The organism is Janibacter massiliensis (assembly GCF_900289115.1).
In the GTDB taxonomy this organism is placed as follows: Bacteria; Actinomycetota; Actinomycetes; order Actinomycetales; family Dermatophilaceae; genus Janibacter_A; species Janibacter_A massiliensis.
The window spans coordinates 885654-912063 of sequence record NZ_LT985196.1; the positions used below are offsets into that span (position 1 = coordinate 885654).

Sequence of the window (26410 nt, forward strand, 5' to 3'; positions counted from 1 at the left end):
GCCGTGTCCCCTCCGGGAGGGTGCCGCTCAGAGCAGGCCCCGGCGCGCGACCTCCACGCCGAGCTGGAAGCGCGAGCGGGAGCCGAACCGTTCCATGAGGCGCTGGACGCGACGCTCCACGGTTCGCTGGCTCACGCCCACCTGGCGGGCGACGGTCGAGTCGGACGCACCGGCGGCCAGGAGGGTGAGGATGGCGCGGTCGCGCCGTTCGAGCTCGTCCACCGTCGCCGGGTCGTGCTCGCCGATGGTGAGTCCGTGGTCCCAGAAGTGCTCGACGAGCAGGTCGAGCGCGCGGGCGATGACCTCCGAGCGCACGAGGAACGAGCCACGCCCGCTGGGATCGACCGACGAGAACGCGATGATCGCGGTGTCGCCGTCGACGACGAGCGCGGTGAACGGGAGGTCGGAGAGCACCCGGACCTGCTCGCCGCGGTGGGCCCGCTCCTCGAGGTCGGCGAGCACCCCGTCGATCTCCATGATGCGCGCGTCGAAGACGGACCGGAGGTCGAGATCGTCCCGGCCGAGCGACTGGAGCGACCGGGTGAGCGGGTCGGCGATGGGCCCGCGCTCGGCCAACGGCGTCGGGGCGTGCATGAGGCGGACGGTTCGTCCCGCCCGGGACAGGGCTCCGACGGCCGCCGCGGCGACCTCCTCGATCGTCTCGAGCTCGCGGAAGAGGCGGGGTTCCGTCCGGTCGGGCTCGGGGCGGGCGCGCGCGGCGTCGTAGATGTCCCGGACGGATCGCACGGAGTGGCGCAGGAGCCGCGCGCGCCGGTCGAGGTCCGCCGCGAAGGTGCTCATCGTGATGTCGGGCGGGGGGACGTCGAGCGCGCCGTCGGGCAGGAGTCGGACGAAGTTGCGGGCGACGAGGGTCGGCAGGGCTCGGTCGACCTGGTCCGCCGGGATCCCGCTGTCGACGGCCGACTGCCGGCTGGGCCGGGCTTCGTTGACGAGCGCGAGGTAGACGCGGGTGACCAGCGCCTCCTCGTCGTCCGCAGTCGGGTAGTACCGGGCGACCTCCCCGTCGGAAGACCCCTCCGTGCCGCTGCGTCCGAGCCCGACCGTCACGGTGCGACGGTGCCACCGATGACGGATCGCCGTCAATGTCGCTGCGGCGACATCTGACACTTGAAGGGCGCCTCGTGTTGTTCTAAATTTCAACTCCGTCACCTCAGTGACGTCGCACATGGCGAGTGCCGGTTCCCCCCCTCCGGGCGCCCCGTGTGCCGGGCGCAGTCCCACCGGCGGAACCCCCCTGCCCGCCCGTGGGACTGCGCCCCCACTGCTTTCCCGGCCGATTCGCCTGCGACGCTGGAACGCCCGCTACCCGCGGCGTCCCCCCGCCCTACGCTGGCGGGATGAAGATCCTCCTCCTCGGTTCCGGTGCCCGCGAGCACGCCCTCGCCCGGTCGCTCACCGCCGACCCCTCGGTCGACGAGCTGCTCGCCGCCCCCGGCAACCCCGGGATCGCGCAGGTCGCCACCCTCGTCGCTCTCGACGGCGGAGCCGAGGACCCCGACGCGGTGCTCGCCGCCGCCCGGGCGCACGGGGTAGACCTCGTCGTCGTCGGGCCCGAGGCGCCGCTCGTCGCCGGGGTCGCCGACGGGCTCGTCGCGGCCGGCATCCCGTGCTTCGGACCGGTGGCCGCCGCGGCCCGGCTCGAGGGCAGCAAGGCATTCGCGAAGGAGGTCATGGCCGCCGCGGACGTCCCCACCGCCGTCGCCAGGGTGTGCTCGACGCAGGACGAGGCGGCGGCCGCCCTCGACGAGCTCGGAGCGCCGCACGTCGTCAAGGACGACGGCCTGGCCGCCGGCAAGGGCGTCGTCGTCACGACCGACCGGGACGAGGCGCTCGCCCACGCGCGCGCCTGCCTGGCCAAGCCTGACGGGCGGGTCGTCGTCGAGGAGTTCCTCGACGGCCCGGAGGTCTCCCTCTTCTGCCTGTGCGACGGCACGAGCGTCGTCCCGCTCCAGCCGGCCCAGGACTTCAAGCGCGTCGGCGACGGCGACAGCGGGCCGAACACCGGCGGGATGGGCGCGTACAGCCCGCTGGACTGGGCGCCGCAGGGGCTCGTCGACGACGTCGTCGACCGGATCGCCCAGCCCGTCGTCGACGAGATGGCCCGCCGCGGTACCCCGTTCACCGGGGTCCTCTACGTCGGCCTCGCCCTCACCGCCCGGGGGCCGCGGGTCATCGAGTTCAACGCCCGCTTCGGCGACCCGGAGACGCAGGTCGTCCTCGCCCGGCTCGAGACGCCGCTCGCGGGCGTCCTTCACGCCGCGGCCACCGGCGCGCTCGGCGCCCTGCCCCCGCTGCGCTGGTCGCCGGACGCGGCCGTCACCGTGGTCGTCGCGTCCGAGGGCTACCCGGCCGCGCCCGCCACCGGCCGGCCGATCGGCGGGGTCCCCGCCGACGAGCCCGACGCCTGGGTCCTCCACGCCGGGACGCGCCTGGCGGACGGCGGCCTCGTCGCGTCCGGCGGCCGGGTGCTGTCCGTCGTCGGGACGGGCGCCGAGCTCGCCACCGCCCGGGAGCGGGCGTACTCCGTCGTCGGCCGCATCGACCTGCCCGGCGGGCACCACCGCAGCGACATCGCGCTGCGCGCGGCCGAGGGCTCGATCGAGGTCCCCGCCGGCTGACCTGTCCGATCGCTCGCCGGATCCGTCTACGGGGCGTCGTCGATCGGTGTGCGCGTCCGGGTGGCAGGTTCTGGTCGCGCGGGGAAGGATCGGTGACACCGACCGATCGAAGGGGATTCGCCGTGACCGAGACGACCGACCGGGCCGGAACCGATCACCCGGCTGCAACGGCCACGTCCTCCCCGGGTGGTCCCGCAGTCCGCCCGGGCCGTGCTGCGCGCATGATCGTCTCGCTCGGCATGGCCCCCGTGGCGTGGCTGATCACCCTCGTCGGGATCGGGCTCGTCTTCCAGCAGTGGTGGCGTGTCCCGCAGATGCGGCAGTGGGATGTCGGTGTCACCACCGGCATCCTCAGCGGCACCGCGCTCCTCGTCCTCGCTGCGCTGCTGTGGGCGGTGAGCGCCTCCCTCTCGTCGGTGGGCCCGTTCTTGGCCGGGGCGGGGACCCTCGCCCTCGGCCTGTACGCGAGCACGTACATCGGGATGCGGCAGATCCTGCGCGGGGTCTACCACCTCCCGCGAGAGCTGATGAACGCGGTGTCGGTGACTCTCTCACCGGGTGCGCTCCTCCCGCTCGGGGCGATGCTCGTCGCGGTCGGCCTCACCGGGCTGGTGTCACGTCGCCTCGCCCGCCGGGAGGCCCGCGCCTGACGGCGCGTCTGCTGGGAGGATGGGCGCATGACGCTCGAGCTCCCCGGTTACGCCCACGTCTACTCCGGCAAGGTCCGTGACCTCTACGCCCCGCTCGACGAGTCGGGCCTGCCGCGCGAGGACGCGGTCCTGCTCGTCGCGAGCGACCGGATCAGCGCCTACGACGTCGTCCTCGACACCCCGATCCCGGACAAGGGCGAGGTCCTCACCCGGATGTCGTTGTGGTGGTTCGACCAGCTGGCCGACCTCGCGGACAACCACGTGATCGCGACCGGAGCGCCGGACGTGCCCGAGCAGGTCGCCGGCCGCGCGATCCTCGTCGAGCGGCTCGACATGCTCCCGGTCGAGTGCGTCGCCCGGGCCTACCTCACCGGCGGCGGGCTCAAGGAGTACGAGGCCGACCGGCGGGTCTCCGGCATCGAGCTGCCCGAGGGCCTCGTCGACGGATCGCGCCTGCCGGAGCCGATCTTCACCCCGAGCACGAAGGCGCCCCAGGGCGAGCACGACGAGCCGATGCCGTACGCCGACGTCGAGGCGGCGATCGGGACCGAGCGCGCCACGCAGGTGCGGGACCTGACCATCGCGATCCTCGCCCGCGGCAACGAGATCGCCGCGCAGCGGGGCATCCTCCTCGCCGACACGAAGGTCGAGTTCGGGACCCGCGCCGACGGCACCCTCGTCCTCGCCGACGAGGTCCTCACCCCCGACAGCTCCCGCTTCTGGCCCGCCGACGGCTGGCAGCCGGGTCGCCCCCAGCCGAGCTTCGACAAGCAGTTCGTCCGCGACTGGCTCACCTCGCCCGAGTCCGGCTGGGACCGCGCCTCCGGCGAGGCTCCGCCCGCGCTGCCCGAGCACGTCGTCGAGCAGACCCGGGCCAAGTACGTCGAGGCCTACGAGCGGCTCACCGGCGAGCGCTTCTGACCCCGGAATAGACTTCCGACCCGGCCCGAGATCCCTCACCCCAGGAGCCCCCAGTGGGACGCATCGTCGTCGACGTCATGCTCAAGCCCGAGATCCTCGACCCGCAGGGGCAGGCCGTCGCCGGCGCTCTCCCGCGCCTGGGCATCGACGGGTTCACGGACGTCCGCCAGGGCAAGCGGTTCGTCCTCATCGTCGACGGGGAGGTCGACGCGGCCGCGCTCACGAACGCCCGCCGGGCCGCCGAGACGCTGCTGAGCAACCCGGTCATCGAGGACGTCGTCTCCGTCCACGACGAGGCCGACGAGTACGCCGCTCCGACGCAGCCCGAGGCGGTCGCCGCCACCGACGCGCTGAAGGACCAGGCGCTGTGAGGATCGGCGTCGTCACCTTCCCCGGGTCGCTCGACGACCACGACGCCGCCCGTGCCGTCCGCTCGTGCGGCGGAGAGGCGGTCTCCCTGTGGCACCGGGACGCCGACCTCCACGGGGTCGACGCCGTCGTCCTGCCCGGCGGCTTCTCCTACGGCGACTACCTGCGGGCCGGGGCGATCTCCCGGTTCGCGCCCGTCATGGACGTCCTCGTTCCCGCGGCGCACGGCGGGCTGCCCGTCCTGGGCATCTGCAACGGCTTCCAGATCCTCTGCGAGAGTCACCTGCTGCCCGGCGCGATGATCCAGAACGACCACCGGACGTTCGTCTGCCGCGACCAGCGCCTGCGGGTGGAGAACAGCTCGACGGCGTTCACCTCCGACTTCGAGGCCGGCCAGGAGATCACCGTCGTCCTGAAGAACCAGGACGGTCAGTTCGTCGCGGACACCGACACGCTCGACCGGCTCGAGGGGGAGGGGCGCGTGGCCTTCCGCTACCTGGGGGTCAACCCGAACGGCTCGGCTCGCGACATCGCCGGCATCACCAACGAGCGCGGCAACGTCGTCGGGCTCATGCCCCACCCCGAGCACGCGGTCGAGGAGGGCTTCGGCCCGAGCCTCGACGGCCGCGGGTTCTTCACCTCCGTCCTGAAGCAGGTCGTCTCCGCATGAGCAGCACCCACAGGGTCACCGGCACCCGCGAGGCCATGGACACCGTCGAGCGGGCGAGCACGACGCCCGACGTCGAGCAGCCGTGGGCCGAGCTCGGCCTCAAGGAGGACGAGTACGCCCGCATCCGCGAGATCCTCGGGCGTCGCCCGACGTCCGCCGAGCTCGCGATGTACTCGGTCATGTGGTCCGAGCACTGCTCGTACAAGAGCAGCAAGGTCCACCTGCGCCGGTTCGGTGAGCTGCCGAGCGAGACCCCGCTGGGGAAGACCCTCGCGGGCATCGGCGAGAACGCCGGCGTCATCGACGTCGGTGACGGCTGGGCGGTGACCTTCAAGGTCGAGTCGCACAACCACCCGAGCTACGTCGAGCCGTACCAGGGCGCCGCGACCGGCGTCGGCGGCATCGTCCGCGACATCATGGCGATGGGCGCCCGCCCGATCGCCGTCATGGACCCGCTGCGGTTCGGTGCGATCGATCACCCCGACACCGCCCGCGTCCTGCCCGGCGTCGTCCACGGCATCGGCGGGTACGGCAACTGCCTCGGCCTGCCGAACATCGGCGGCGAGATCGTCTTCGACCCCTGCTACCAGGGCAACCCGCTCGTCAACGCCCTGTGCGTCGGGGCGCTGCGGCACGAGGACCTGCACCTGGCGAAGGCGTCCGGGACGGGCAACAAGGTCGTCCTCTTCGGCGCGAAGACCGGCGGCGACGGCATCGGCGGCGTGTCCGTCCTCGCGTCGGAGACCTTCGAGGAGGGCGGTCCGGCCAAGCGGCCCGCCGTCCAGGTCGGTGACCCCTTCGCCGAGAAGGTGCTCATCGAGTGCTGCCTCGAGCTGTACGCCGCGAACGTCGTCGACGGCATCCAGGACCTCGGCGGCGCCGGGCTGTCCTGCGCGACGAGCGAGCTCGCCTCCGCCGGCGACGGCGGCATGCGGGTGTGGCTCGACGACGTCCCGCTGCGCGACTCGACCCTCCTGCCGGAGGAGATCCTCATGTCGGAGTCGCAGGAGCGGATGATGGCCGTCGTCGAGCCGGGCAAGCTCGACGCCTTCCTCGCGATCACCGACAAGTGGGACGTCGAGGCGACCGTCGTCGGCGAGGTGACCGACACCGGGCGGCTCGTCATCACGTGGCACGACGACGTCATCGTCGACGTCCCGCCGCGCTCGGTGGCCCACGACGGCCCGGTCTACGAGCGGCCCTACGCCCGACCCGACTGGCTGGACGCGCTCCAGGCCGACCGGGCCGAGGCGCTGCCCCGCCCGGCGGACGGTCAGGAGCTGCGGCACACGCTCCTCACCCTCCTGGGGTCGGCCAACCTCTGCGACAAGAGCTGGGTGACGAACCAGTACGACCGGTACGTCCTGGGCAACACCGCCGTCGCGATGCCCGACGACGCCGGAGTCGTCCGCGTCGACGAGGAGACCGGCCGCGGGGTCGCGGTCTCGACGGACTGCAACGGCCGGTTCGGCCGGCTCGACCCGTACGCCGGGGCGCAGGCCGCGCTCGCCGAGGCGTACCGGAACGTCGCGAGCAAGGGCGCGCTGCCGCTCGCGGTCACCGACTGCCTCAACTTCGGCTCACCGGAGGACCCGGCGGTCATGTGGCAGTTCGAGCGGGCGGTCGCCGGGATCTTCGACGGCTGCCTCGCGCTCGGCATCCCCGTCACCGGCGGGAACGTCTCGTTCTACAACCAGACCGGTGACGTCGCGGTCCACCCCACGCCGGTCGTCGGCGTCCTCGGCGTGCTCGACGACGTGCGCTGCGTCGCGCGCTCGGCGTTCCCCGGCGAGGGCGAGCACCACGTCCTCCAGCTCGGCACGACCCGGGAGGAGCTCTCGGGCGGGGAGTGGGCGCACGTCGTCCACGGCCACCTCGGCGGCCGCCCGCCGGTGGTCGACCTGGAGGCCGAGCAGCGTCTGGCGAAGCTGCTCGTCGCGCAGGTCCGGGCCGGGGTCGTCACGAGCAGCCACGACGTCTCCGACGGCGGCCTCGCGATCACCCTCGCCGAGTCGGCGATGTCCGGCGGGGTCGGCGTGCGCGTCGACCTGTCGGCGGTCATGGACCGTGACGGGGTGGACGCCTTCAGCGCGCTGCACGCCGAGTCCGGTGCCCGTGCGGTCGTCACGGTGCGGGCGCAGGACGTCGAGGCGTTCACGCTCGCGTGCGGCGAGGTGGGTGTCCCCGTCGCGCCGCTGGGGACGGTCGGCGGCGACGCGCTGGTCATCGAGGGCCTCTACGAGGTGCCGCTGCCCGAGCTGTGCGAGGTCCACACGGCGACCATGCCGCGGCTCTTCGGCGAGACGGTCGCCGCCGAGACGGTCTGAGGCCAGCCGCTCGGGTCGGGGACGCCGCTGGTGCCCCCGACCCGCGCCCTCAGGGGCGGCGGGACCTCTTCGCCAGGCCCTCGAGCTTCGTGCCGAGCACCCCGAACCGCGCCAGCCGCAGCGGCGAGTCGGTGAAGTTCGCGACCATCATCTTCGTGAACAGCCGGTACTTCTCGCCCGTGTACGGGTACCAGTTGGCCTCGATCTTGTCGCCGTCCTTGTCGAGGATGACCGACTTGGCGTTGCAGAACGTGCGCAGACCGTGCACGCCCTTGTACCGCCCGTACCCGGACTGCCCGAGCCCGCCGAACGGCAGCGCCGGCGTCGCCTCGGTCGCCATGACGTTGTTCACCGACACCCCGCCGCAGCGCAGCGCCCGAGCCACCCGCTCGGCGCGCTCGAGGTCGGCGCTCCACACGCTCGCCGTCAGCCCGTAGACCGTGTCGTTCGCGCGGGCGACCACCTCGTCCTCGTCGGAGAACCGGAACACGGGGATGACCGGGCCGAAGGTCTCCTCGACCGCCATGAGCGCATCCTCTGGCAGGTCCGTGACGACCATCGGCGGGATCACCGGGTCGGTCCCGTCCCAGTCGCCCCCGGTCCGGAAGGTCGCGCCACGGTCCTTCGCGTCCCGCACGTGCTGCGCGACGACCTCGACCTGGAAGTCCGTCGTCATCCGGCCCAGGTCGTTGTCCTCGGCCGGGGTGTCGGCCTGGGTCAGCCGCGAGACGTGGTCGACGAGCGCGTCGACGAAGCGGTCGTGGATCGACTCGTGCACGTAGAGCCGCTCGACGGACGTGCACGACTGGCCCGTCGCCGTGAGCGCGCCGAACGCGGCCCCGGCGACGGTCCGCTCGATCTCGACGTCCTCGAAGACGATCATCGGGTCCTTGCCGCCGAGCTCGAGCTCGCACGGGATGAGGTGCTGCGCCGCCTGCGCAAGGATCTTGCGGCCCGTGCGCGTCGACCCGGTGAACATGACCTGGTCGGGCCGCTGGTCGATGACCGCCGAACCGACCGCCCCGTCGCCGTAGACGACCTGCACGTGGCTCGGGGCGAACCCCGCGTCCTCGAGCAGCGACTCGACCAGCCCCTCGAGGGGCGTGTGCTCGCTCGGCTTGTAGACGACGGCGTTGCCCGCCGCGTACGCGCTCGCGATCGGCACGAGCGCCTGGAAGAACGGGTAGTTCCACGGCGAGATGACGAAGACGACCCCGCGCGGCTCGTACCAGACGCGCGACCTCTTGTCCATGAGCGTCAGCGGAGTCGGGATCTTCTCGTCCGCGAGCGCGTCCTGCGCGTTGTCCTCCAGCCACGCGAGCGCGTCGAGGACCCCGAACACCTCGGACATGAGGATGTCGCTGCGGGACTTGCCGGTCTCGGTGCGGACGCGGTCGATGATCTCCTCGCGGCGGGCGAGGACGACCTCCCGCAGGCGCTGCAGGTGGGCGCAGCGCTGCCCGACGGTGAGGCGGGCGATCGCTGGCGCGGCCCGGCGGGCGCGCTCGACGACGCCGTCCACCTGCGCGCCGGTCGGGCCGGTGGTCTGCGTGGCTTCCTCGTGCGTCACGGGGTTCCCTCCCTCAGCGACCGCTCGTAGGCGGCCTCGTCGATGTGCGCGTCGTACCCGATCCGGGTGTGGACCCGGCCCGTCCCGATGTCGGACCAGTAGAGGCTCTGGACGACGCCCTTGATCCCGGTGTTCGCCATCCGCAGCACCCCCGCCACCGGCTCGGGGTACCGCGCCGCGGACGCCGCGAGGGCGACGATGCCACGGATCGCCGGCCTCGGCAGCCGGGCGCACGCGTCGAGGAGCAGCAGGAGCGAGGAGCGGTCGCTCTCGTACATGTACGGCAGCATCCGATCGATCCCGTCGGCCGCGCCCGACCCGCTGAAGCTCGGCAGGTCCTCGTCGCCGGGGATGACGACGTCGCCCAGGCGCAGCAGGCCGCGCAGCTGCTTCGGGGTGAGCCGTCGGAACGCCGGGACCTCCGGGGTGATCGCGTCGATCGCCGGGGACAGCGGGTTGGCCGCGCCCTCGTGGGCGGGGGTGCTCATCGGGCCGCCTCCAGGATCGTCTCGGACGCCCGCAGCGAGAGCGCCATGATGGACAGCGCCGGGTTGATGCCGGGCGCGTTGGGGAAGATCGAGGAGTCCGCGGCGTGGATGCGGCTCGAGCTGTGCAGCGTGAAGTCCTCCCCGACGACCGAGCGCCGCGGGTCGGTGCCGATGGCGCAGCCCCCCATGAGGTGCAGGCCGATGCCCATCTCACCCTCGACGATCCGCTTCGCGCCCATCGCGTTCAGGACGTTGCGGATCGCGTCGGCCCCGGCGCGGCGGCGGCGCCGGTCCTCCGCGTCGAGCCGCTTCTCGACGAGGACGGCACCCTTCTTCCCCAGCCGGATGCGTCCGGGGTGCTGGTCGCGGATGCACACCTCGATGCACCCCAGGTGGGTCAGCTGCTTCATCACGTCGAGGTGCGCGGCGGCGAAGCCGGGAACGAGCATCGCGATCGACGCCGGGCCGGCGAAGACGTTCTCGAGCTTGAAGCCCTGCCGCCGGAAGCCCGGGTCGGCGCTCCTGTAGCTCTGCAGCGGCCCGTCGTGGGCGTTGACCGGATCGTCGAAGATGCCGAAGTTCATGAACTGCGGGTGGCTGTAGAAGCCGGTCCCGATCGCCGGGAGCCGCTCGCCGAACCCGGAGGCCAGGAGCAGCCGGGAGTTGCCGATCGCCCCGCTGGCCAGGACGGCCCGGTCGGCGAGCACGGTGCTGGTGGTGCCGCCCAGGTCCCGGACGTGGACCTCGACGTGGTCGGGCCGCTCGACGATCCCGACCGCCTCGTGCTGGGCGCGCAGCTCGAAGCCGTGCTCCTCGGCGACGGGCAGCGCCGTCAGCGCCGTCGACTGCTTGGAGTCGATGCGGCACCCGCCGAGGCACTCGATGCACGAGTTGCCGTCCTCGAACCGGCAGTCGGCCTGGGCTCGCCGCAGCGGGGCGCACCGGTAACCGTTGGCCTCGAAGCCCTCGGCGAAGATCCGGGCGTTCTCGTTGCGCCGGTCCTCCGGGACGATCTGCAGCGCGATGTTCGCCTCGGCCCGCTCGTACCAGGGCGCCATGTCCTCGCTGCGGAAGAACGGGATGCCCGAGGCCGCCCGGAAGTCGTCCCAGGCGACGTCGTCGAACCGGTCCATGAGCGCCTGGTTGACGACGGACCCGCCACCGACGACCTTCGGCCGGAGGATGGCGATCGCCGCGTCGGTCGTCAGCTCGACGCCGCCGCCCCAGAACAGCTGGGCGCTCGTGTCGACCTCGGTGCGGGGGTAGGTCCTGCGGGAGTAGCGGGCGCCGGCCTCGAGGCCGAGGACCCGCATGCCGGCGCGGGACAGCTCGCGGGCGACGGTGAGCCCCGAGGTGCCCGCTCCGATGACCACGACGTCGTGGCGGGGGGCGGTACCGGACATGCGCGCGACGCTAGCAGCGCGCCGGAAGCCCGTTCCGCTCCTCGCGCGACAGTGCTGGCGGCGGGTGTGCGCGCGGGGAGACTGGCGCCAGCGGCACCGCCCCGCCCGGCTGGCCTCGAGCGGCGACTGCATGGCAAGTTGCACCTCGCCATCACCTTCGGGTCGGGCGAATTGTGGGCTCTTCAACTTTGAGCGTGGTGCTGGGTGTTCACGCCGCGATCGGTCGGGGCGCATAGCCAATGATGCGGCATCTGTAGTTCCGATGGTTGCGGTACCCGCGCCCGACCCTCTTGATCGTCTTGGCGGTCAGGTTCGCCGCCTCGGTGCGAGCGTTCGTGACCCTGGTTCGGCAGAAGGTGAGCAGCTCACGACGCCAGGCCAGCAGGGTCCGGAACAGCGCGGCCGGCTCGGGCAGGTGGGTGGCTCGCACGGCGCTCTCAAGGCGGGCCCAGTGCCGCTGGAAGGAGGGCGTGTCGGTGGCGGTGAGGACCTGGCGGACGTGTTCCTTGATGCCCCACGCGACGGCCAGCTCGACGTCCTCGGCCAGGATCTGCTGCAGCTTGGTGCGCTGCCGGACGGTGAGCCGGTCACCGGCGCAGGTGAGCAGCTTGCGGTACTTCCACGGGGTGTCGGTCGCCCGCCCTCGGCGCTCGTGCAGCTCCCACACCCGGCGCCTCCTCACCTTGGTGACCATCTCGTGGGACTGTCCGCCTAACGGTGTAAGTGGCGTTTTCATGGTCAGCGGTCTTCGGCGGCCGGCATGCGGTCGGCGAAGGTGATAGCAAAGGCGTTCAACGCTGGCTTCCAGCGCATGGTCCATCGTGTCTGTCCGGTGCCCTTGGGGTCCAGACTCCGAGTGACGAGGTACAGGGTCTTCATCGCGGCCTGCTCGTTGGGGAAGTGGCCCCGGGCGCGGATCGCCCGGCGGTAGCGGGCGTTGAGGGACTCGATCGCGTTGGTCGAGCAGATCACCTTGCGGATCTCGATGTCGTAGTCCAGGAACGGGATGAACTCCGCCCAGGCGTTCTCCCACAGCCGCACGATCGCCGGGTAGGGCTTGCCCCATTTCTCGGCGAACTCCTCGAACCGGTCCCTGGCCGCGGCCGCGGTCGGGGCGGTGTAGATCGGGCGCACGTCGGGGCTTGACCCCGGTTCTTGGACACGCTGAATCCAGCACCTGCTGGGGAAGCGAGATGATCCAGGAATCATGGCCAGGAAGAACTACTCCGAGGAGTTCCGTCGTCAGGCCGTCGACTTGTACGAGTCCACCCCGGGCGCCACGGTCCGCGGCATCGCCGAGGATCTCGGCATCGTGCGCGGCACGCTGCGGCACTGGCTCGCGGTCTACGGGACCGGCAAGAAGACCGCCGCTGACGGGACATTGACCTCCAGCCCACTGCAGTCCAAGCCGTCGCCGACAAGCCCTACGGGTCCCGCCGGTGAGACGCCTGAGCAGAAGATCGCCCGGCTCGAGGCCCGGGTCAACGAGCTCGAGGTCGAGACGACGAAGCTGACCACCGAGCGGGAGATCCTCCAGCGGGCGGCCAAGTATTTCGCTGGGGAGACGGGCTGATGAGTCGCTTCCAGTTCGTCGCCGACAACTCCGCCACCTTCGAGGTGAAGCGACTGTGTGAGCCCGTCGAGATCGAGCGCTCGTCCTACTACGCCTGGCTCAAGGCTGCCCCGGCCCGAGAAGCCAGGGCAGCTGACGACGCGGCGCTGGCAGAGCGGATCAGGGCTGTCCATGCCGAGGACAACACCCAGGGTGCGCCACGGATCACCGCCGAGCTCAACGACAGCGCGCCTGCCGGTGAGCGGGTAAACCACAAGCGCGTCGCCAGGGTGATGCGGCTGCAAGGAATCCGGGGCTATGTGAAGAAGCGGCGGGTGCGGACCACGATCCCCGAACCGTCTGGCCAGAAGTACCCCGACCTGGTCAAGCGCGACTTCACCGCCCCGGCGCCAGGGCTGCGCTACGTCGGCGACATCACCAATCTGCCGATCGCCGACGGCACGAACCTCTACCTGGCGACCGTGATCGACTGCTACAGCCGTCGGCTTGTCGGGTGGGCCATCGCTGACCACATGCGTACCGAGCTCGTCGAGGACGCGTTGAAGGCCGCCGCCGCAACCCGGGGCACCCTCAAGGGCAGCGTATTTCACAGCGACCACGGGTCGGTCTACTGCTCGAAGGACTACGCCAAGCTCTGTCGCAAGCTCGGCGTCACCCAGTCCATGGGCGCCGTCGGGTCCAGCGCGGACAACGCGTTGGCCGAGTCGTTCAACGCCACCATGAAGCGCGAGGTTCTCCAAGACGCCGCCTGCTGGAGCAACGAACTGGTCTGCCGCCGGCAGGTCTTCAGGTGGCTCGTCCGCTACAACACCAAGCGACGCCATTCGTGGTGCCGCTACGTCCCGCCGGTCCTCTACGAGACCGGCAACACCGCTACGCTGCCGACGGCTGCGTAATCACACCCCGTGTCCAAGATCCGGGGGTAGGGCCCTTGCGCGGTGCCGTCTACTACACCGACGGTCAGCTCGAGGACGACGCCCGCCTCGTGATCGCGCTGGCCCGCACCGCCGCGGCGCACGGCGCGGACGTCCTCACCCGGTGCGCCGCGACCGACCTGCGTGAGGACCGACTCACCCTCACGGACGAGACGACGGGCGAGAGCGTCGAGGCTCGGGGCACGGTCGTCTCGGCGACCGGCGTGTGGGCCGGTGAACACGACCCGTCGTTGCGGATCTCGCCGAGCCGCGGATCCCACCTGGTCGTGCGGGCCGAGGCGCTCGGGTGTCCCAGCGCCGTGTTCACCGCGCCGGTGCCGGGTCACTTCGGCCGGTTCGTGTTCGCTCTGCCACAGAGCGACGGCCTCGTGCTCGTCGGCCTCACCGACGACGCCGCTCCCGGGGTCGACGGCATCGCTCCGCCGGTGCCGGAATCCGACGAGGACTTCCTCCTCGCCACGATCAACCGCGCGCTGGAGCGCCCCCTGACCAGGCAGGACGTGGTGGGCCGGTTCGCCGGGCTGCGACCGTTGGTGCTGCCGACTCCGTCGGGCGGGTCGACGGGAGGGACGAAGAGGCGGATCGGGAGGCACGGGTTCGGGGAGAGGCGCGAGCACGGCGCGTCGGGGGATCTGTCGGAGGGCGCGGAGCGCGCACTCGTCGAGGCGGGCGCGACCGCCGACGTGTCCCGACGGCACCTGCTCATCGACGAACCTGGCCGGCCCCTGACGATCGCCGGGGGCAAGCTCACGACCTATCGCACGATGGCCGAGGACGCCGTGGACGCCGCCTGCCGTCGTCTCGGGACGGACCGGGAGTGCCGGACGAGGACGCTCCCGCTCGTGGGCGCGGCGCCGCGGGAGGTGCTGGCCCGTCTCGAGGAACCGACCCGTCTCGTGCGCCGTTACGGCACCGAGGCCGGTCGTGTCGCGGAGTTGGGCCGTCGGTACCCCCGGTTCGCGGGCCCCGTCGCCGAGGGCGTCGCCTACACCGGTGCGGAGATGCTCTTCGGCGTGCTGGCGGAGGGCGCCCTCACGGTGGAGGACCTCGTCGAACGCCGCACCCGCACCTCCTTCGTCGAGTCCGCCGTCCCCGCCGCCCGCGAGGTCGCCGCCCAGGTCCTGGAACTCGCGACCACCTGACCCCCGCCCCCCGGATGACGTCATCGATGACGTCATGCGGGGTGAGGAAGGGGGCAGGGGGGCCATCGACACGGCTGAGCGCGTCGAGCGCGTGCTCGCCCTCGTGAGGTCCGAGGGCGCGGACGGCCCCAGAGCCACGGCGTTCCAAGTCGAGAGGCCCCCTCCCGGGTTGGGAGGGGGCCTCTCGTTCATCGCCGGTGCGGACGACCGGGCGAGCACCGGTCTCGATCCGCCGGCCTGGTCAGCTCTCCCAGCCCGCGTCGGCGATCCAGCGGAGGGCGGTGAGGGAGGGCATGAACATGTATTCGCCGCCGCGGAGGCGGTTGAACGTGGTCACGCCGTCGACGCGCTTGCGGACGGGGCGGTCGGGGATGGTGAACCGGCCCGGTTCCTCGTGGAGTCCGACGACGGGGTCGCGTTCGGTGCCGAGGTCGACGAAGTTGCCGCGGTTGATCCACTCCTGCTGGAGGAACTCGACCGTGTCGTAGGCGCGGGCGCTGATGAAGATGAAGAACAGGCCGCGCTCGTCGTCCTTGTCGTCGGCGGCGGTGAGGTCGGGGTCCCATTCGGGGCCGAACGTCGAGGAGCGGCGGATGATCCGGTGGATGTTCTCGTCCGTGAGGATCGTCAGCTCGCTGCCGCGCGGGTTCATGCGGCGCACGTGCGCCGAGTGGGGGCACATGAGGCCGCGGCGGTCGTCGGAGTAGTCGAAGTCGTCGTTGCGGGACTGATCCATGCCGAGGTCGACGTCGTCCTTCTCGGGGGAGAGGACGAGCGGCGCCCCCGACCGCCACCGGCCGACGAGCTTCGCGCCGAGGGCGTCGCGGGACTCCTGCGTGTCCTCCTCCGCGTGCTCGCGGAGGAAGTCGTTCCAGGCGCCGACACGGCTGTCGTACTTGCGGAGCACGACGAACGAGCCGTTACGACCCAGCACGTCCGGCGAGGGCATGGCGACGGGCGAACCCGTCTCGCTGTCCTCCCCGAGGATGAACTCGCCCGCGGCGATGGCCCGCTCCTGCCCCGGGAGGGCGTCGACGCCGGCGCCCGCGACGAGCGGCTGGCTGAGCGAGTCGTGGTAGCCGAACGGGTTGGCCGCATCCGGCGCCCCGAACGCGTGCGTGCCGAGCAGGGTGACCCCGTCGATCTCCTCCAGGTACCCCAGAGCCTTCTCCACGGCGTCCGCCAGGGACTCCTCCGAGTCGGCGTAGATCGTCACCGCGACGTGCAGGGAGTCGTCCTTGTAGAACTCCTCCCACGTCTCCGGGGCGTTCTCGCCCGTGTCCATGAGCTGGCCCGCGCGGGCCGCCATGCCCTGCCGGAACGGCAGCGGGAAACTCGCGAGGGACTCCTCCGGCAGGCCCATCGCCTTGAGGCCGGCGTGGCTGATCGCCACCCCCGTCCACGCGTGCATGTCCGCGGTCCAGTCCTGCGCCGAGGGGACGTACTCGACGAGCCGCCCCAGCAGGGCACGACCCCCCTCGGGGGTGTCGACCCGCAACCCCGCGTGGATCCCGACGTAGGGCTCGGGCCGCGACCGCAGGATGAGGGACTGGATGTCGTCGAGCTGCAGCGTGACGCTCTCCCGACGGAACCGCTTGCGCAGCTCCCTGAGGTGCTCGAACGGCATCAGTAGTCCACCCCCTGCGGCGTCGCCACCGCGTCCGACAGCGCCGACAGGGCCTCCCGGGTCGTCGCGTCCATCGCGGTGTTCGCCGCCATCGCGTCGAAGAACGTGTCCAGGGCCTGCTCCATGCGCTGGTACCGGCGCACGTCCACGACCGTCACCTGCGGGTTCGCGACGAACCACGCGGCGGCGTCGATCTGGTGGTCGGCGATGAAGTCCTTGACCTTCGGGGAGTCGATCCCCGGCCAGCCCTCGACGTTGGCGAACAACAGGTCCATGAGCTCGGGGATCTTCGTCGCGAAGTCGTCGATGTAGGTGTCCCAGTCGCCGTCGTAGGCCGTGGCGAACAGCACACGCGTGTCGTCGTCGAGGAACACGAACCGCATGTTGTGCAGCGTCGAGACGCGCTTGGCGCCGTCGAAGTCGCCGCCGGTGAGGCCGAAGATGCGGCGCAGCCGGTCGGCGCCGCCGGGCCTGAGGTCGGCGATGGCGGTCAGCTCGGACACGTTGCCGGAGCGGGCACCGGCCCGGCCGGCCGACTCGTACGTGCCCTCGTGGAGCGGGTTCTTGTCGGTGAGCAGGGAGTTGATCGCGATCTGGGAGATCGTCGGCGCGTCGGCCGCGACCTCCTTGACCACGCGGCGGAACTCCTCCATGCGGCTCTCCTCCGAGAGGCGCGGGTCGATGCGGGTCTGTTCGGACGTCAGCTTCTCGTTCATGGGGTCCTCCAAGGGGGTGAGGGGTCAGGCGGTGAGGTCGGCGAGGGAGTCCGGCTCCCGGCGGGCCACGGCGTTGAGGTCGTGCCGCTGCCGCGAGGACGACTCGTAGGCGAGCTTGCGCACGCGCATGATCGACCCGAGGGGCCGATGGGCCTCGACTCCGTTCCACGGGTTGAACGCGAGGTGGTCGTCACCGGCGACCCGACGGGCGGGTCCGCCGACGTCCTGCGGGTCGAAACGGACCGTCGCGACCACGCGGAACGGAGACTCGTCCTCGTCCCAGAGCACGGCGGCGTCCTCGACGGGCATGGTCTTCAGGTCGGTGCACAGCTGCGCCCGCAGCTCGTACGTCGCGCCCTTGGTCATGAAGTGGCGGACGACCGCGGTACGCATCGCGTCGAAGTCGTCGCCGACGTCGACGCCGGTGAGCTCGGCGACCTCCCCGGTCGGCGCGAGGGACATCTTGGCGACGTGGTCGCCGTAACGGATCGCGGCCTGGGTGTAGAAGGTCTCACCGAGCATGTGGGAGTAGTCGTTCGCGAGGCCCTGGACGGTCGCGCCGGGGGTGCGACCGAGTTTCTCGGTGATCGAGGCGATGCCCCGGGCGGCGGCGGAGACCGCCTTCTGCGCGGCGGCCGGGTTGCTCGCGTTCTTCTCGAGGATGTCGAGCATGTCCTCGTACTTGGTCACGGTGCCGAACGCGAGCGTCGGGAAGTTCACCATGAGGAAGTCCTGGTTGGCGCCACCGAGGTCGGGGGACAGGCGCTCGCCCTCCACGCCGATGATCTTGAGCGCGAAACCCCGCGGGGCAGGGATCTCGTCGGAGTGGATGTCGCCGGGTGCCGACGAGAGGCGGGCGACGACCTCGTGGGTGCCGGGGGTGGCGAAGATGCCCTGCGCGAGCTCGTGCGGCAGGTCGTCGTGGACGGTGAGTTGCCCGGTGATGATCGCGTGGCTCTTGGCGTGCGCGTCGCGGTGGGCGTGGCGGTGACGGTCGGCGTTCTCCGCCTGGGTGGCGGCCATTCGTTCGACGATTCGCTGGGAGATCTCGGCCTCGTTCTCGACGGGGACCTCGATGTCATCGTGGTAGCGGATGGGGTTCATCGGTATGCCTCCTCGACATCGTGACAACAATATTGTATTGGACTCAATTTGGCTCTTCAGCTTTGAGCGTGGTGCTGGGTGTTCACGCCGCGATCGGTCGGGGCGCATAGCCAATGATGCGGCATCTGTAGTTCCGATGGTTGCGGTACCCGCGCCCGACCCTCTTGATCGTCTTGGCGGTCAGGTTCGCCGCCTCGGTGCGAGCGTTCGTGACCCTGGTTCGGCAGAAGGTGAGCAGCTCACGACGCCAGGCCAGCAGGGTCCGGAACAGCGCGGCCGGCTCGGGCAGGTGGGTGGCTCGCACGGCGCTCTCAAGGCGGGCCCAGTGCCGCTGGAAGGAGGGCGTGTCGGTGGCGGTGAGGACCTGGCGGACGTGTTCCTTGATGCCCCACGCGACGGCCAGCTCGACGTCCTCGGCCAGGATCTGCTGCAGCTTGGTGCGCTGCCGGACGGTGAGCCGGTCACCGGCGCAGGTGAGCAGCTTGCGGTACTTCCACGGGGTGTCGGTCGCCCGCCCTCGGCGCTCGTGCAGCTCCCACACCCGGCGCCTCCTCACCTTGGTGACCATCTCGTGGGACNGTGGCGGTGAGGACCTGGCGGACGTGTTCCTTGATGCCCCACGCGACGGCCAGCTCGACGTCCTCGGCCAGGATCTGCTGCAGCTTGGTGCGCTGCCGGACGGTGAGCCGGTCACCGGCGCAGGTGAGCAGCTTGCGGTACTTCCACGGGGTGTCGGTCGCCCGCCCTCGGCGCTCGTGCAGCTCCCACACCCGGCGCCTCCTCACCTTGGTGACCATCTCGTTGGCCAGCCGCACCACGTGCCAGTGGTCCACGCTGACCTTCGCCCGCGGTAGTGCCTTGCGGACCGCGGCCCGGAACTCACTCGACATGTCCAGGGCGACGACCTGCACCCGCCGGCGCCACCACCGCGGCCGCGCCGCGAGCCAGGAGGTGACGACCTTGCCGCGGCGGCCGTCGACGACGTCCAGGATCGCGCCGTCGTCCAGGTCGGTGAACACGATGGACCACGGCTCGACCCGCTTCACCGCGTGGGTGTCCGGGTCGCGCAGGTAGCGCACGGTGCGGAACCGGTGCTCATCGATCCCCAGGTGCCGCACGTGCCGGCGGTCCACGCCGGTGTCCAGGTCCAGGGTGGTGGTGAGCATCCGCATCACCGTGGGCCAGGACAGGTGCGCCTCGTGCGCGACCCGGGACACCGCCCGCGGCTCGGCCCGGCAGGCGGATATCAGGCTCTTCCCAGATGAGGGTGTAGTCGGTGGTGTGAGGTGGTCGGCGTGCGTCGGTCCTGGGGGAGAGGTCGAGGTCTCCCGAGGATGAAGGTTCCTACACGCCTCATCCGGAAGACCTCGACGTGCCTGACGCTACCCCGCTGGCGGGCTTCGCCTGCCCCGATCTGACCGTGTTCTGCCGCCTGGACGAGCTCGGGCTCGAGGTCACCGGCCAACGCATCGAGCCCGACCGAGCGGTGCTCGCGTGCCGGGTCCTCGAGCCGGACCAGTGGTGCCGACGCTGCGGTTGCCAGGGCGTGCCGCGTGACAGCGTCGTGCGGCGGCTGGCGCACGAGCCGCTGGGGTGGCGGCCCACGGTGTTGGAGGTGACCGTCCGGCGCTACCGGTGCACCGGTTGCGGGCACGTGTGGCGTCAAGACACCAGCCGTGCGGCCCAGCCGCGAGCGAAGCTTTCGCGTCGCGGCCTGCGGTGGGCGCTGGAAGGCATCGTGGTCCAGCACCTGACGGTGGCCAGGGTCGCCGAAGGGCTCGGGGTCGCGTGGGACACCGCCAACGACGCGGTCCTCGCGGAGGGCAAGCGGGTCCTGATCGACGACGAGCACCGGTTCGACGGGGTCACCGCGATCGGGGTCGATGAGCACGTGTGGCGGCACACCAGGCGCGGGGACAAGTACGTGACCGTGGTCATCGACCTGACCGGGATCCGTGACGGGACCGGCCCGGCCCGGCTGCTGGACATGGTCGAGGGCCGCTCCAAGCAGGCGTTCAAGACCTGGCTCGCCGCCCGCCCGAGGGTCTGGCGCGACGCGGTGGAGGTGGTCGCGATGGACGGGTTCAACGGCTTCAAGACCGCCACCACCGAGGAGCTGCCTGACGCGGTCGCGGTGATGGACCCCTTCCACGTCGTCCGGCTCGCCGGCGATGCCCTCGACCGTTGCCGGCGCCGGGTCCAGCAGGAGCTGCACGGTCACCGCGGCCGCAAGGGCGACCCGCTCTACCGGGCGCGGCGAACCCTGCACACCGGCGCCGGCCTGCTCACCAACAAGCAGAAGACCCGGCTGGAAGCGCTGTTCGCCGTGGACGAGCACGCCGAGGTCGAGGTGACCTGGTGGATCTACCAGCGGATGATCGCCGCCTACCGCGAGCCCGACCGGTCGAAGGGCCGCGAGCTGATGGCCACGCTGATCGGATCGATCAGTCACGGCGTCCCCGCCACGCTGGCCGAGGTCGTCACCCTGGGACAGACGCTGAAGAAGCGCGCCGACGACGTGCTCGCCTACTTCGACCGACCCGGCACCAGCAACGGCCCCACCGAGGCCATCTGTGAGTGTCTACCTGGCTGGTCCGGGACCGGCTGGTCAGGATGGTTCCGGTCGCGCTGAACAGCGTGTGACTCTCGAAGCAATTGGCCCGCTTCGGCGGTGCTCTTCCGTTGAATTGTCCACGCTGGGAAGCGCGGCCGGCACCGTCCGGCCCACCTCGGTGACCTGATCAGGAGACTGTCCGACCCCATCTAGATTCACGGGGTCGTGGCCCATCACAGATATGCCCCGACGTGACCTCTACCCGGGCCGGTGCCGGCCGCTTGGCGACCGAGACATCACATCCCCGTCACGAGGAAGGAACGTCGATCACCATGTCGATCGTCGCGCACACCCGCCCATTCGTCATCGGCGTAGACGCCCACGCCCGAACCCATGCACTCGCCGTGCTGGCCTGCCCGACCGGAGAGGTCCTCGATGAGGCACAGTTCCCAGCGACGACTGCCGGCCTTGCCCGTGCCGTCGCCTGGGTCGCACGCCGCACCGGCGCGGACCTCGACGCGCTCTGGGTCATCGAGGGCGTCGGCACCTACGGCGCCCGCCTGGCGCGTGCAGCTGCCGATGCTGGGTACGCCGTGGCCGAGGCACCACGGATGAACGCTCGCGCCAACCGCGGCGTGGGCAAGTCCGACCCCCTGGACGCTCGCCGGATCGCTCAAGCAGCCCTCCCGCTCGACCACACCCAGCTGCGTCTGCCGCGCACCGACGAGGGAGCCCGGGCCGCCCTGCGGATCCTGATCGCCTCCCGCGACCACATCACCAACGAGCGCACCGCCGCGATCAACGCCCTGATCGCGCTGCTGCGGGTCGTCGACCTGGGGATCGATGCCCGAGGCACCCTCAACACCGGCCGGATCAGCGAGATCGCCGCGTGGCGCGCCCGCGCCGAGGAGCTCTCCATCGGCGTCGCCCGCGCCGAGGCCGTCCGCCTCGCCAAGCGTGTCCGCACAGCCGACAGGGAGCTGGGCGACCTCACCCGCCAGATGACCGCCCTGTTGAACGAGAGCCCCGCCGCGGGCCTGCTGGACCAGCCGGGCATCGGACCCGTCACCGCCGCGATCGCCTACGCTGCGTGGTCGCACCCCGGCCGGATCCGCTCCGAAGCCGCCTTCGCCAGCCTGGCCGGCGTCAACCCCATCCCGGCCTCATCCGGCAACACCGTTCGACACCGCATCAACCGCGGCGGCGACCGACGCCTCAACCGCGCCCTGCACATGGCCGTCGTCACCCGCATGCGCATGGACCCCGAGACCCGCGCCTACGTCGACAAGCGCACCGCGCAGGGGCGCACCCCGCGCGAGATCCGCCGCTCGCTCAAGCGCTACCTCGCCCGTCAGATCTACAGGCAACTCAACGCCACGATCACACCTGCGGCGGCTGCTTGACATACATAGGAGATTCAACGGCCGCCTCGAACACCTGCGCGGCTCCGCCCTCGGGTTCCGCAACCTCACCCACTACATCACCCGCAGCCTCCTGGAAGCCGGCAGGTTCAGACGGCACCTACACCCTTGATTGGGAAGAGCCGGATATCACCTGCTCGGTCAGCCGGGTCGTGACCCTCGCCCGCGCGGGCAGCTGCTCGGTCTCCTCGGTGAACGACCGCCGCGGGCACAACGACTCACGGCAGGCGTAGCGGCGCTTGCGCACGAGCACGTCGAGCCGCTCACCCCCGCACGGCACGTCCTTCACGCGCTGGGTAGGTCTTGCCTGGATCCGCGAGGACAGCACCCCGCAGGAGGGGCAGGCGCCCTCGCTCGTGGTCGTCTCGATCAGCACCTGCCGCGGTTGCTCAACGCCGACGCCAGGGGTGGCCGAGACGACTCGGTAACCGGACAGGTTGAACAGGATCGACGCCGCATCGACGTCGAACGTAGGCTTGTGCACGCTCGCGGTCCTCGCTCATGAGATGTCTAGACAACACCCATGCTGGCGTAGGGCCGCGAGCCCTACTTCAGGGCCCCACCACGCTCAAAATTGAAGAGCCGAATTGTGGCGCCCAAGCAGGACGCAGATTAGATGGCCATCGGCCCCAGTCTGAGGCGTAATCGCGAACGTGGCCGGGCCCTTCTGCGCGGCGGTTTCCTCGGTGAACGCACGGTACTGGATCGCAGATCTCGTCGCGTGGTCCCCCGTGATCTGCCGGCTCCCTTGCATTCCGGGCCGCCTGCCTCCGCCGTCACGTCAGGCGGCGTGCTCGATGAATGTATCGATGGGCGCACCATTCTTGGTAGCCCAATCTGATAACGCCCGACCGGTGGGCGTGGAGAAGAACTGTGCGGAGTCGATCGCGACCATGAAGTTTGACTGCACTTGGTCGCGGCCGAATGATCTGGCGCCCCATGAGACTATTAGGTGGAGATCGTGACCGCAGCACTGCGAGATTGACGGCGGGCGAGAGAAGGCGGCCTCCAAGTGGCTAAGGAATTTCTCGCGCCCCATTGTGACCCCCAATGCATCTGCAGCCGCGGTAAGGTCGGAAACCGCTAGGCGAGAGGCTTTGACGTCTAAGCGGTCGACGTTTAGTCCCAAGCCCAAATCAAAGGATGTCTCACGGACTGCGCGCCGCAAGTGCGCATGCTTAAGTGCGGAGTTGGCGAGCTCCAGAAGTCTGGACTTTTCCGAAACGCGATGAACGGATCGGATGACCTTCTCCAATACCCCCGGTAGCGCGGCCAGTTCGGCGTCGAGATCGCGGCCCTCAGTTCGAAGGACCTGACCGTCCCAGCCTGAGGTCCTGTCGTCGTCGCGATCGACAAGGACCGCGATGTGAGCAGACTTCGATGCCAGCGCGTCATCTTTCGCAACGATTCGCGACGCCTCCAAGGCCGTCGACTTCGAGTTTGCGACGAGAAAGGTCAAGCCTTGGGTTTCTGCGAATGCTGAAAGGACTAGACGATCGGAGTCTCCCTCTAGGATGAGGGCCAGCGAGGTCCCGTACAAAAAGAGTGCCTCGGTCGCTAACTCTCGAGCAGTCGCTGAAAGTCCCATCACCGGACATCTCCGCCGATGGCTACCATCCGGTCAGTCCATCCGCCCACGATCTGAGGAGAGTGGGTCGCGACTATGAACCTCAGGCCGTCAACGCCGGCGATTCGCCGCAGGTCGTCCAGAAACTTGCGTTGCCACTTGACGTGGAGCGACACCTCGGGCTCGTCGATCATTACCAGTTGTTGGGGTTGTGAATCAAAGATGAGCCGGTAGGTCATCACTATCTCGTGCTGCTCTCCAGACGACAGGTCGCTAGGACGCAGTGGTCCGTTCGCTGTTTCAACCAGGTAGCCCTGGTCGGCGCTGATCGAGAACTGCTTGCCCGCCAGTTTTCCGCTGACTAGTTCATGGAAGAGTAGAATTCTGTCAGCGAGGGGTCGAAGCTGCTTCAGCTTCTCAAGCGAGTCTAGGTAGTGCAGACTTAGGGCCGACAGTTTCCATGGCTCCGTGTCGGTGTGAACGTTGATGGCCGTCAATGAGGTGTCGGGCTCTAGCAGTGCGGCACGTTCCAGCCTCCGACTCAACTCCTGCACCGCAGTCTGAAGGTTCGCGACTTCCATGTGACTGACGCTGCGGCTCCCGCCCTGCAACAGCCGTCCAGGGTATGAAGCGTCCAGTTTCTGGGCGTCGACCGCGTGTTTCGATCTCGCAACGGTGATGCGTCGGGCAAGGTCACGAGCATAGTAGTCGGCAGCTTCGACCGCCGCTGTCGGCTCCCGCATCCCGGTAGTGTACCGCTCAGGGTGTGCTTCCTGAATCGAACGCAAGCGGTTTACCTCGATTAGCGCCGGATCCATCCCGCGGACAAATTCCAAGACATCTTTGGGGACCGGCAACTTGCGAGGGTCGATGTCGCCGAGGTAGCGATCAACCGCTTCTTGCGCGGTTAGCTGGTCGCCCGACTCTGCATCGCGGAAACGAGGTCCGTCCAAACCCGGTCGCGGCAGCCGTCGGATGAGTCCCTGCTCCATCAGATCTCGGGCAGCCATCTCGAGAGCGCGTTGGTCGTCCGTCGATGTAAATAGTTCGCGGTCGGGCTGCGCCGACACCCGCCACGTCGTCTTGCCTGCGGGCCGCTTGACCTCTAGCCACGCGTGATCGCTGAAAGAAAGACGGAGGCGGTGGAAAGGAGTCCTTCGGTCCGGGGGGCGGCCGGCCAAGATATCCCGAACGAGCTCGAGGAGGCGAGTTTTGCCGACCCCGTTTGGTCCATGTAGAATAACGAATTCTTGGTCGACCGGAAACTCGACTCGGTGGTCGAACTGGTTTAGGAGGCCGTCCACGTCGATCCTCGTGAGAACTCTCATAAACTCACCCTCTGCGTGTTCGTCAATAGTCGGGTCGGAACGTGAGGCGTGTGCACCCGAGGCGCCCTCGCCGTCCGGTGTAGGTCATCCGTTCCACCGTGCTTGCGGCTTTCCGTTAGCTGTACCTTAGTCCGATGTCCCCGATTCATGGCCATTCGAGTTCGACTCGTTGGCTCCCCTATCAGCGGTGGCGCAGGAGGGTTTCTGGAAACGGGTCGGAGGTCATCGGGTCGGCTGCGGTCAGGGGGGCCGCGCTGCGGCTCAGGCCTGCGAGGTCGTCGTCCCACCGGGCGCGGGCCGGGACGCTCTCGTCGCGGACGATCGCGTCGACGAGCTCCCGGTCGAGGACGGTCGCGGCCTCGCCACCGCCTCCGTCATCGTCGCCCGGCTCGTCCCACGCGACGACGACGTGGTTGGCGAAGCGCTTGCCGTCCCAGCCCGACCGGTGCGTGATGACCCCAAGGTGGCCGAAGCCGACCGTCTCGAGCGTCGCGAGCACCCGGGCGACGAACCGCCGCTGCGGGTGGTCGGGGATGTTGAGCGCGACGACCCCGCGCGCCCCGAGCACCCGACGGATCTCCGTGAGCATCTCCAGCGTCGTCAGCCCCGGCACCGTCACCCCACCGGCGAAGGCGTCGACGAGCACGAGGTCGGCGCTGCCGTCCTTGAGCTGCGGCACTCCCTCCTCGCCCGTCTGCGCCCGTACCCGGATCCGGTGCCCGCGCGGCAGCGGCAGCTCGCGGCGGACGGCCTCGGTCAGCTCGGCGTCCGGCTCGAGGACGATCTGCGGCGACCCCGGCCGCACGTCCTGCACCCAGCGGGGCATCGTCATCGCCGCGCCGCCGACGTGCGTCACCCGCAGCGGCGCCGGTGCCGGCGGGTTCACCCCGCGCAGCACCGCCGCGAGGTGCGCCATGTACTCCATCGCCAGGTGCCGCGGGTCCTCGAGGTCGACGTGGCTCTGCGGCAGCCCGTCCATCTCGAGCAGGTACCCGCCGGCGTGCGGCACGATCTCGAAGCGGCTCACACGCCCCCTCCCGTCAGGGGCAGGTGCGCGGACAGGTCGGCGCGCTGGCCGCTCGTCCGCAGCCGGCCCGAGGCCAGGGCGTCGGACCACGCGAGCGTTCCCGCGACGAGCCCCAGCCACGTCGCGGCGTCGGTCTCGACGACGTTCGGGGGCGTGCCCCGGGTGTGCACCGGACCCGCGATGCACTGCGTCGCCCCGAACGGCGGCACCCGCACCTCGACCGTGCGCCCGGGGGAGCGGGTCGCGAGCTCCTCGAGGGCCCATCGAACAGCCGTGGCCGTCGTCGTCCGGTCGGCCGCGGCGGGGTCCGCCTGCCACGCGGCGAGGGCGGCCCGACCGGCGTCCGTGGCGATGCGGCGACGAGGTGGCATGCGCCCAT

The 26410-nt window shown here is 70.5% G+C and carries 20 protein-coding genes and 6 pseudogenes; 10 read left to right on the forward strand and 16 right to left on the reverse strand.

Going from position 1 to position 26410, the window contains the following annotated elements; translation table 11 throughout:
* Window positions 1–27 precede the first annotated feature (27 nt).
* Window positions 28–1068: a helix-turn-helix transcriptional regulator gene (locus tag DAA34_RS12600; RefSeq protein ID WP_158707607.1), complete on the reverse strand. Its 1041-nt coding sequence runs from the start codon at window positions 1066–1068 to the stop codon at window positions 28–30.
* A gap of 290 nt (window positions 1069–1358) precedes the next feature.
* On the opposite strand from DAA34_RS12600, the gene purD reads away from it, so the two are divergent.
* The 6 genes from purD (at window position 1359) to purL (ending at window position 7576) form a co-directional block, all read left to right on the forward strand.
* Window positions 1359–2639 (forward strand): phosphoribosylamine--glycine ligase, encoded by a 1281-nt coding sequence (purD, locus tag DAA34_RS04325; RefSeq protein WP_106817769.1) that lies wholly within the window; start codon window positions 1359–1361, stop codon window positions 2637–2639.
* 221 nt (window positions 2640–2860) lie between these two features.
* A complete protein-coding gene (locus tag DAA34_RS04330; protein WP_158707608.1) occupies window positions 2861–3289 on the forward strand; it encodes a hypothetical protein in 429 nt (142 codons plus the stop codon).
* A gap of 27 nt (window positions 3290–3316) precedes the next feature.
* Window positions 3317–4210 carry a phosphoribosylaminoimidazolesuccinocarboxamide synthase gene (locus DAA34_RS04335; RefSeq protein WP_106817771.1) on the forward strand — a complete coding sequence of 298 codons (894 nt, stop codon included), beginning with the start codon at window positions 3317–3319 and terminating at the stop codon, window positions 4208–4210.
* 53 nt (window positions 4211–4263) lie between these two features.
* Window positions 4264–4581: a phosphoribosylformylglycinamidine synthase subunit PurS gene (gene purS / locus DAA34_RS04340; RefSeq protein WP_106817772.1), complete on the forward strand. Its 318-nt coding sequence runs from the start codon at window positions 4264–4266 to the stop codon at window positions 4579–4581.
* Complete coding sequence (purQ, locus tag DAA34_RS04345) at window positions 4578–5249, forward strand: phosphoribosylformylglycinamidine synthase subunit PurQ (protein WP_106817773.1); 672 nt, start codon at window positions 4578–4580, stop codon at window positions 5247–5249. The genes purS and purQ overlap by 4 nt, the downstream gene beginning before the upstream one ends.
* Window positions 5246–7576 carry a phosphoribosylformylglycinamidine synthase subunit PurL gene (purL, locus tag DAA34_RS04350; RefSeq protein WP_106817774.1) on the forward strand — a complete coding sequence of 777 codons (2331 nt, stop codon included), beginning with the start codon at window positions 5246–5248 and terminating at the stop codon, window positions 7574–7576. Before purQ ends, purL begins: the two co-directional genes overlap by 4 nt.
* Window positions 7577–7625: 49 nt before the next feature.
* On the opposite strand, the gene DAA34_RS04355 is transcribed toward purL, so the two are convergent.
* From DAA34_RS04355 to DAA34_RS04375, 5 genes and pseudogenes are all read right to left on the reverse strand, one after another.
* Window positions 7626–9146: an aldehyde dehydrogenase family protein gene (locus DAA34_RS04355; RefSeq protein ID WP_106817775.1), complete on the reverse strand. Its 1521-nt coding sequence runs from the start codon at window positions 9144–9146 to the stop codon at window positions 7626–7628.
* Window positions 9143–9634 carry a hypothetical protein gene (locus DAA34_RS04360; protein WP_199847418.1) on the reverse strand — a complete coding sequence of 164 codons (492 nt, stop codon included), beginning with the start codon at window positions 9632–9634 and terminating at the stop codon, window positions 9143–9145. The genes DAA34_RS04355 and DAA34_RS04360 overlap by 4 nt, the downstream gene beginning before the upstream one ends.
* The gene (locus DAA34_RS04365; protein ID WP_106817776.1) at window positions 9631–11037 is read right to left on the reverse strand and encodes an FAD-dependent oxidoreductase; all 1407 of its coding nucleotides are present in this window, start codon (window positions 11035–11037) and stop codon (window positions 9631–9633) included. Before DAA34_RS04365 ends, DAA34_RS04360 begins: the two co-directional genes overlap by 4 nt.
* A gap of 208 nt (window positions 11038–11245) precedes the next feature.
* Window positions 11246–11731: pseudogene (locus DAA34_RS04370) on the reverse strand (ISL3 family transposase); the annotation flags it as partial.
* A 44-nt stretch (window positions 11732–11775) separates the two neighbouring features.
* Window positions 11776–12246, reverse strand: a pseudogene (locus tag DAA34_RS04375) (transposase); the annotation flags it as partial.
* Here DAA34_RS04375 and DAA34_RS04380 point away from each other — a divergent pair.
* Window positions 12245–13506 (forward strand): IS3 family transposase gene (locus tag DAA34_RS04380; protein ID WP_106817777.1). Its coding sequence is split into 2 segments (ribosomal slippage): window positions 12245–12596 and window positions 12596–13506, totalling 1263 coding nucleotides; the frame shifts between segments, so codons are not numbered across the junction. The pseudogene DAA34_RS04375 and the gene DAA34_RS04380 sit on opposite strands and share 2 nt — an antisense overlap.
* A gap of 35 nt (window positions 13507–13541) precedes the next feature.
* Window positions 13542–14687 (forward strand): glycerol-3-phosphate dehydrogenase/oxidase, encoded by a 1146-nt coding sequence (locus tag DAA34_RS04385; protein ID WP_019310328.1) that lies wholly within the window; start codon window positions 13542–13544, stop codon window positions 14685–14687.
* A gap of 241 nt (window positions 14688–14928) precedes the next feature.
* Here the strand turns inward: DAA34_RS04385 and DAA34_RS04390 are convergent, their stop codons facing one another.
* The 5 genes and pseudogenes from DAA34_RS04390 to DAA34_RS04410 form a co-directional block, all read right to left on the reverse strand.
* On the reverse strand, window positions 14929–16314 hold the full coding sequence (locus DAA34_RS04390) for a Dyp-type peroxidase (RefSeq protein WP_044496630.1): 1386 nt from the start codon (window positions 16312–16314) through the stop codon (window positions 14929–14931).
* Window positions 16314–17030 (reverse strand): hypothetical protein, encoded by a 717-nt coding sequence (locus tag DAA34_RS04395; protein WP_044496629.1) that lies wholly within the window; start codon window positions 17028–17030, stop codon window positions 16314–16316. The genes DAA34_RS04390 and DAA34_RS04395 overlap by 1 nt, the downstream gene beginning before the upstream one ends.
* A 24-nt stretch (window positions 17031–17054) precedes the next feature.
* Complete coding sequence (locus DAA34_RS04400) at window positions 17055–18134, reverse strand: catalase family protein (RefSeq protein ID WP_154594327.1); 1080 nt, start codon at window positions 18132–18134, stop codon at window positions 17055–17057.
* 82 nt (window positions 18135–18216) lie between these two features.
* Window positions 18217–18702: pseudogene (locus tag DAA34_RS04405) on the reverse strand (ISL3 family transposase); the annotation flags it as partial.
* A 19-nt stretch (window positions 18703–18721) separates the two neighbouring features.
* Window positions 18722–19363, reverse strand: a pseudogene (locus tag DAA34_RS04410) (ISL3 family transposase); the annotation flags it as partial.
* A 143-nt stretch (window positions 19364–19506) separates the two neighbouring features.
* On the opposite strand from DAA34_RS04410, the pseudogene DAA34_RS04415 reads away from it, so the two are divergent.
* Together DAA34_RS04415 and DAA34_RS04420 are read left to right on the forward strand one after the other, a co-directional pair.
* Window positions 19507–20706: pseudogene (locus DAA34_RS04415) on the forward strand (ISL3 family transposase); the annotation flags it as partial.
* A 314-nt stretch (window positions 20707–21020) separates the two neighbouring features.
* The gene (locus DAA34_RS04420) at window positions 21021–22091 is read left to right on the forward strand and encodes an IS110 family RNA-guided transposase (protein WP_106817779.1); all 1071 of its coding nucleotides are present in this window, start codon (window positions 21021–21023) and stop codon (window positions 22089–22091) included.
* Between the two features lie 142 nt (window positions 22092–22233).
* On the opposite strand, the pseudogene DAA34_RS04425 reads toward DAA34_RS04420, so the two are convergent.
* From DAA34_RS04425 to DAA34_RS04445, 5 genes and pseudogenes are all read right to left on the reverse strand, one after another.
* Window positions 22234–22593 (reverse strand): annotated as a pseudogene (locus tag DAA34_RS04425) (transposase family protein); the annotation flags it as partial.
* A 297-nt stretch (window positions 22594–22890) separates the two neighbouring features.
* Window positions 22891–23568 (reverse strand): hypothetical protein, encoded by a 678-nt coding sequence (locus DAA34_RS12090; protein WP_158707609.1) that lies wholly within the window; start codon window positions 23566–23568, stop codon window positions 22891–22893.
* 128 nt (window positions 23569–23696) lie between these two features.
* Window positions 23697–25004, reverse strand: coding sequence for an AAA family ATPase (locus DAA34_RS04435; RefSeq protein ID WP_106817781.1), 1308 nt, complete (start codon window positions 25002–25004; stop codon window positions 23697–23699).
* Window positions 25005–25185: 181 nt separating this feature from the next.
* A complete protein-coding gene (locus DAA34_RS04440) occupies window positions 25186–26031 on the reverse strand; it encodes a spermidine synthase (protein ID WP_234354102.1) in 846 nt (281 codons plus the stop codon).
* The gene (locus DAA34_RS04445; RefSeq protein WP_106817782.1) at window positions 26028–26402 is read right to left on the reverse strand and encodes a sterol carrier family protein; all 375 of its coding nucleotides are present in this window, start codon (window positions 26400–26402) and stop codon (window positions 26028–26030) included. Before DAA34_RS04445 ends, DAA34_RS04440 begins: the two co-directional genes overlap by 4 nt.
* Between the last annotated feature and the right edge of the window lie 8 nt (window positions 26403–26410).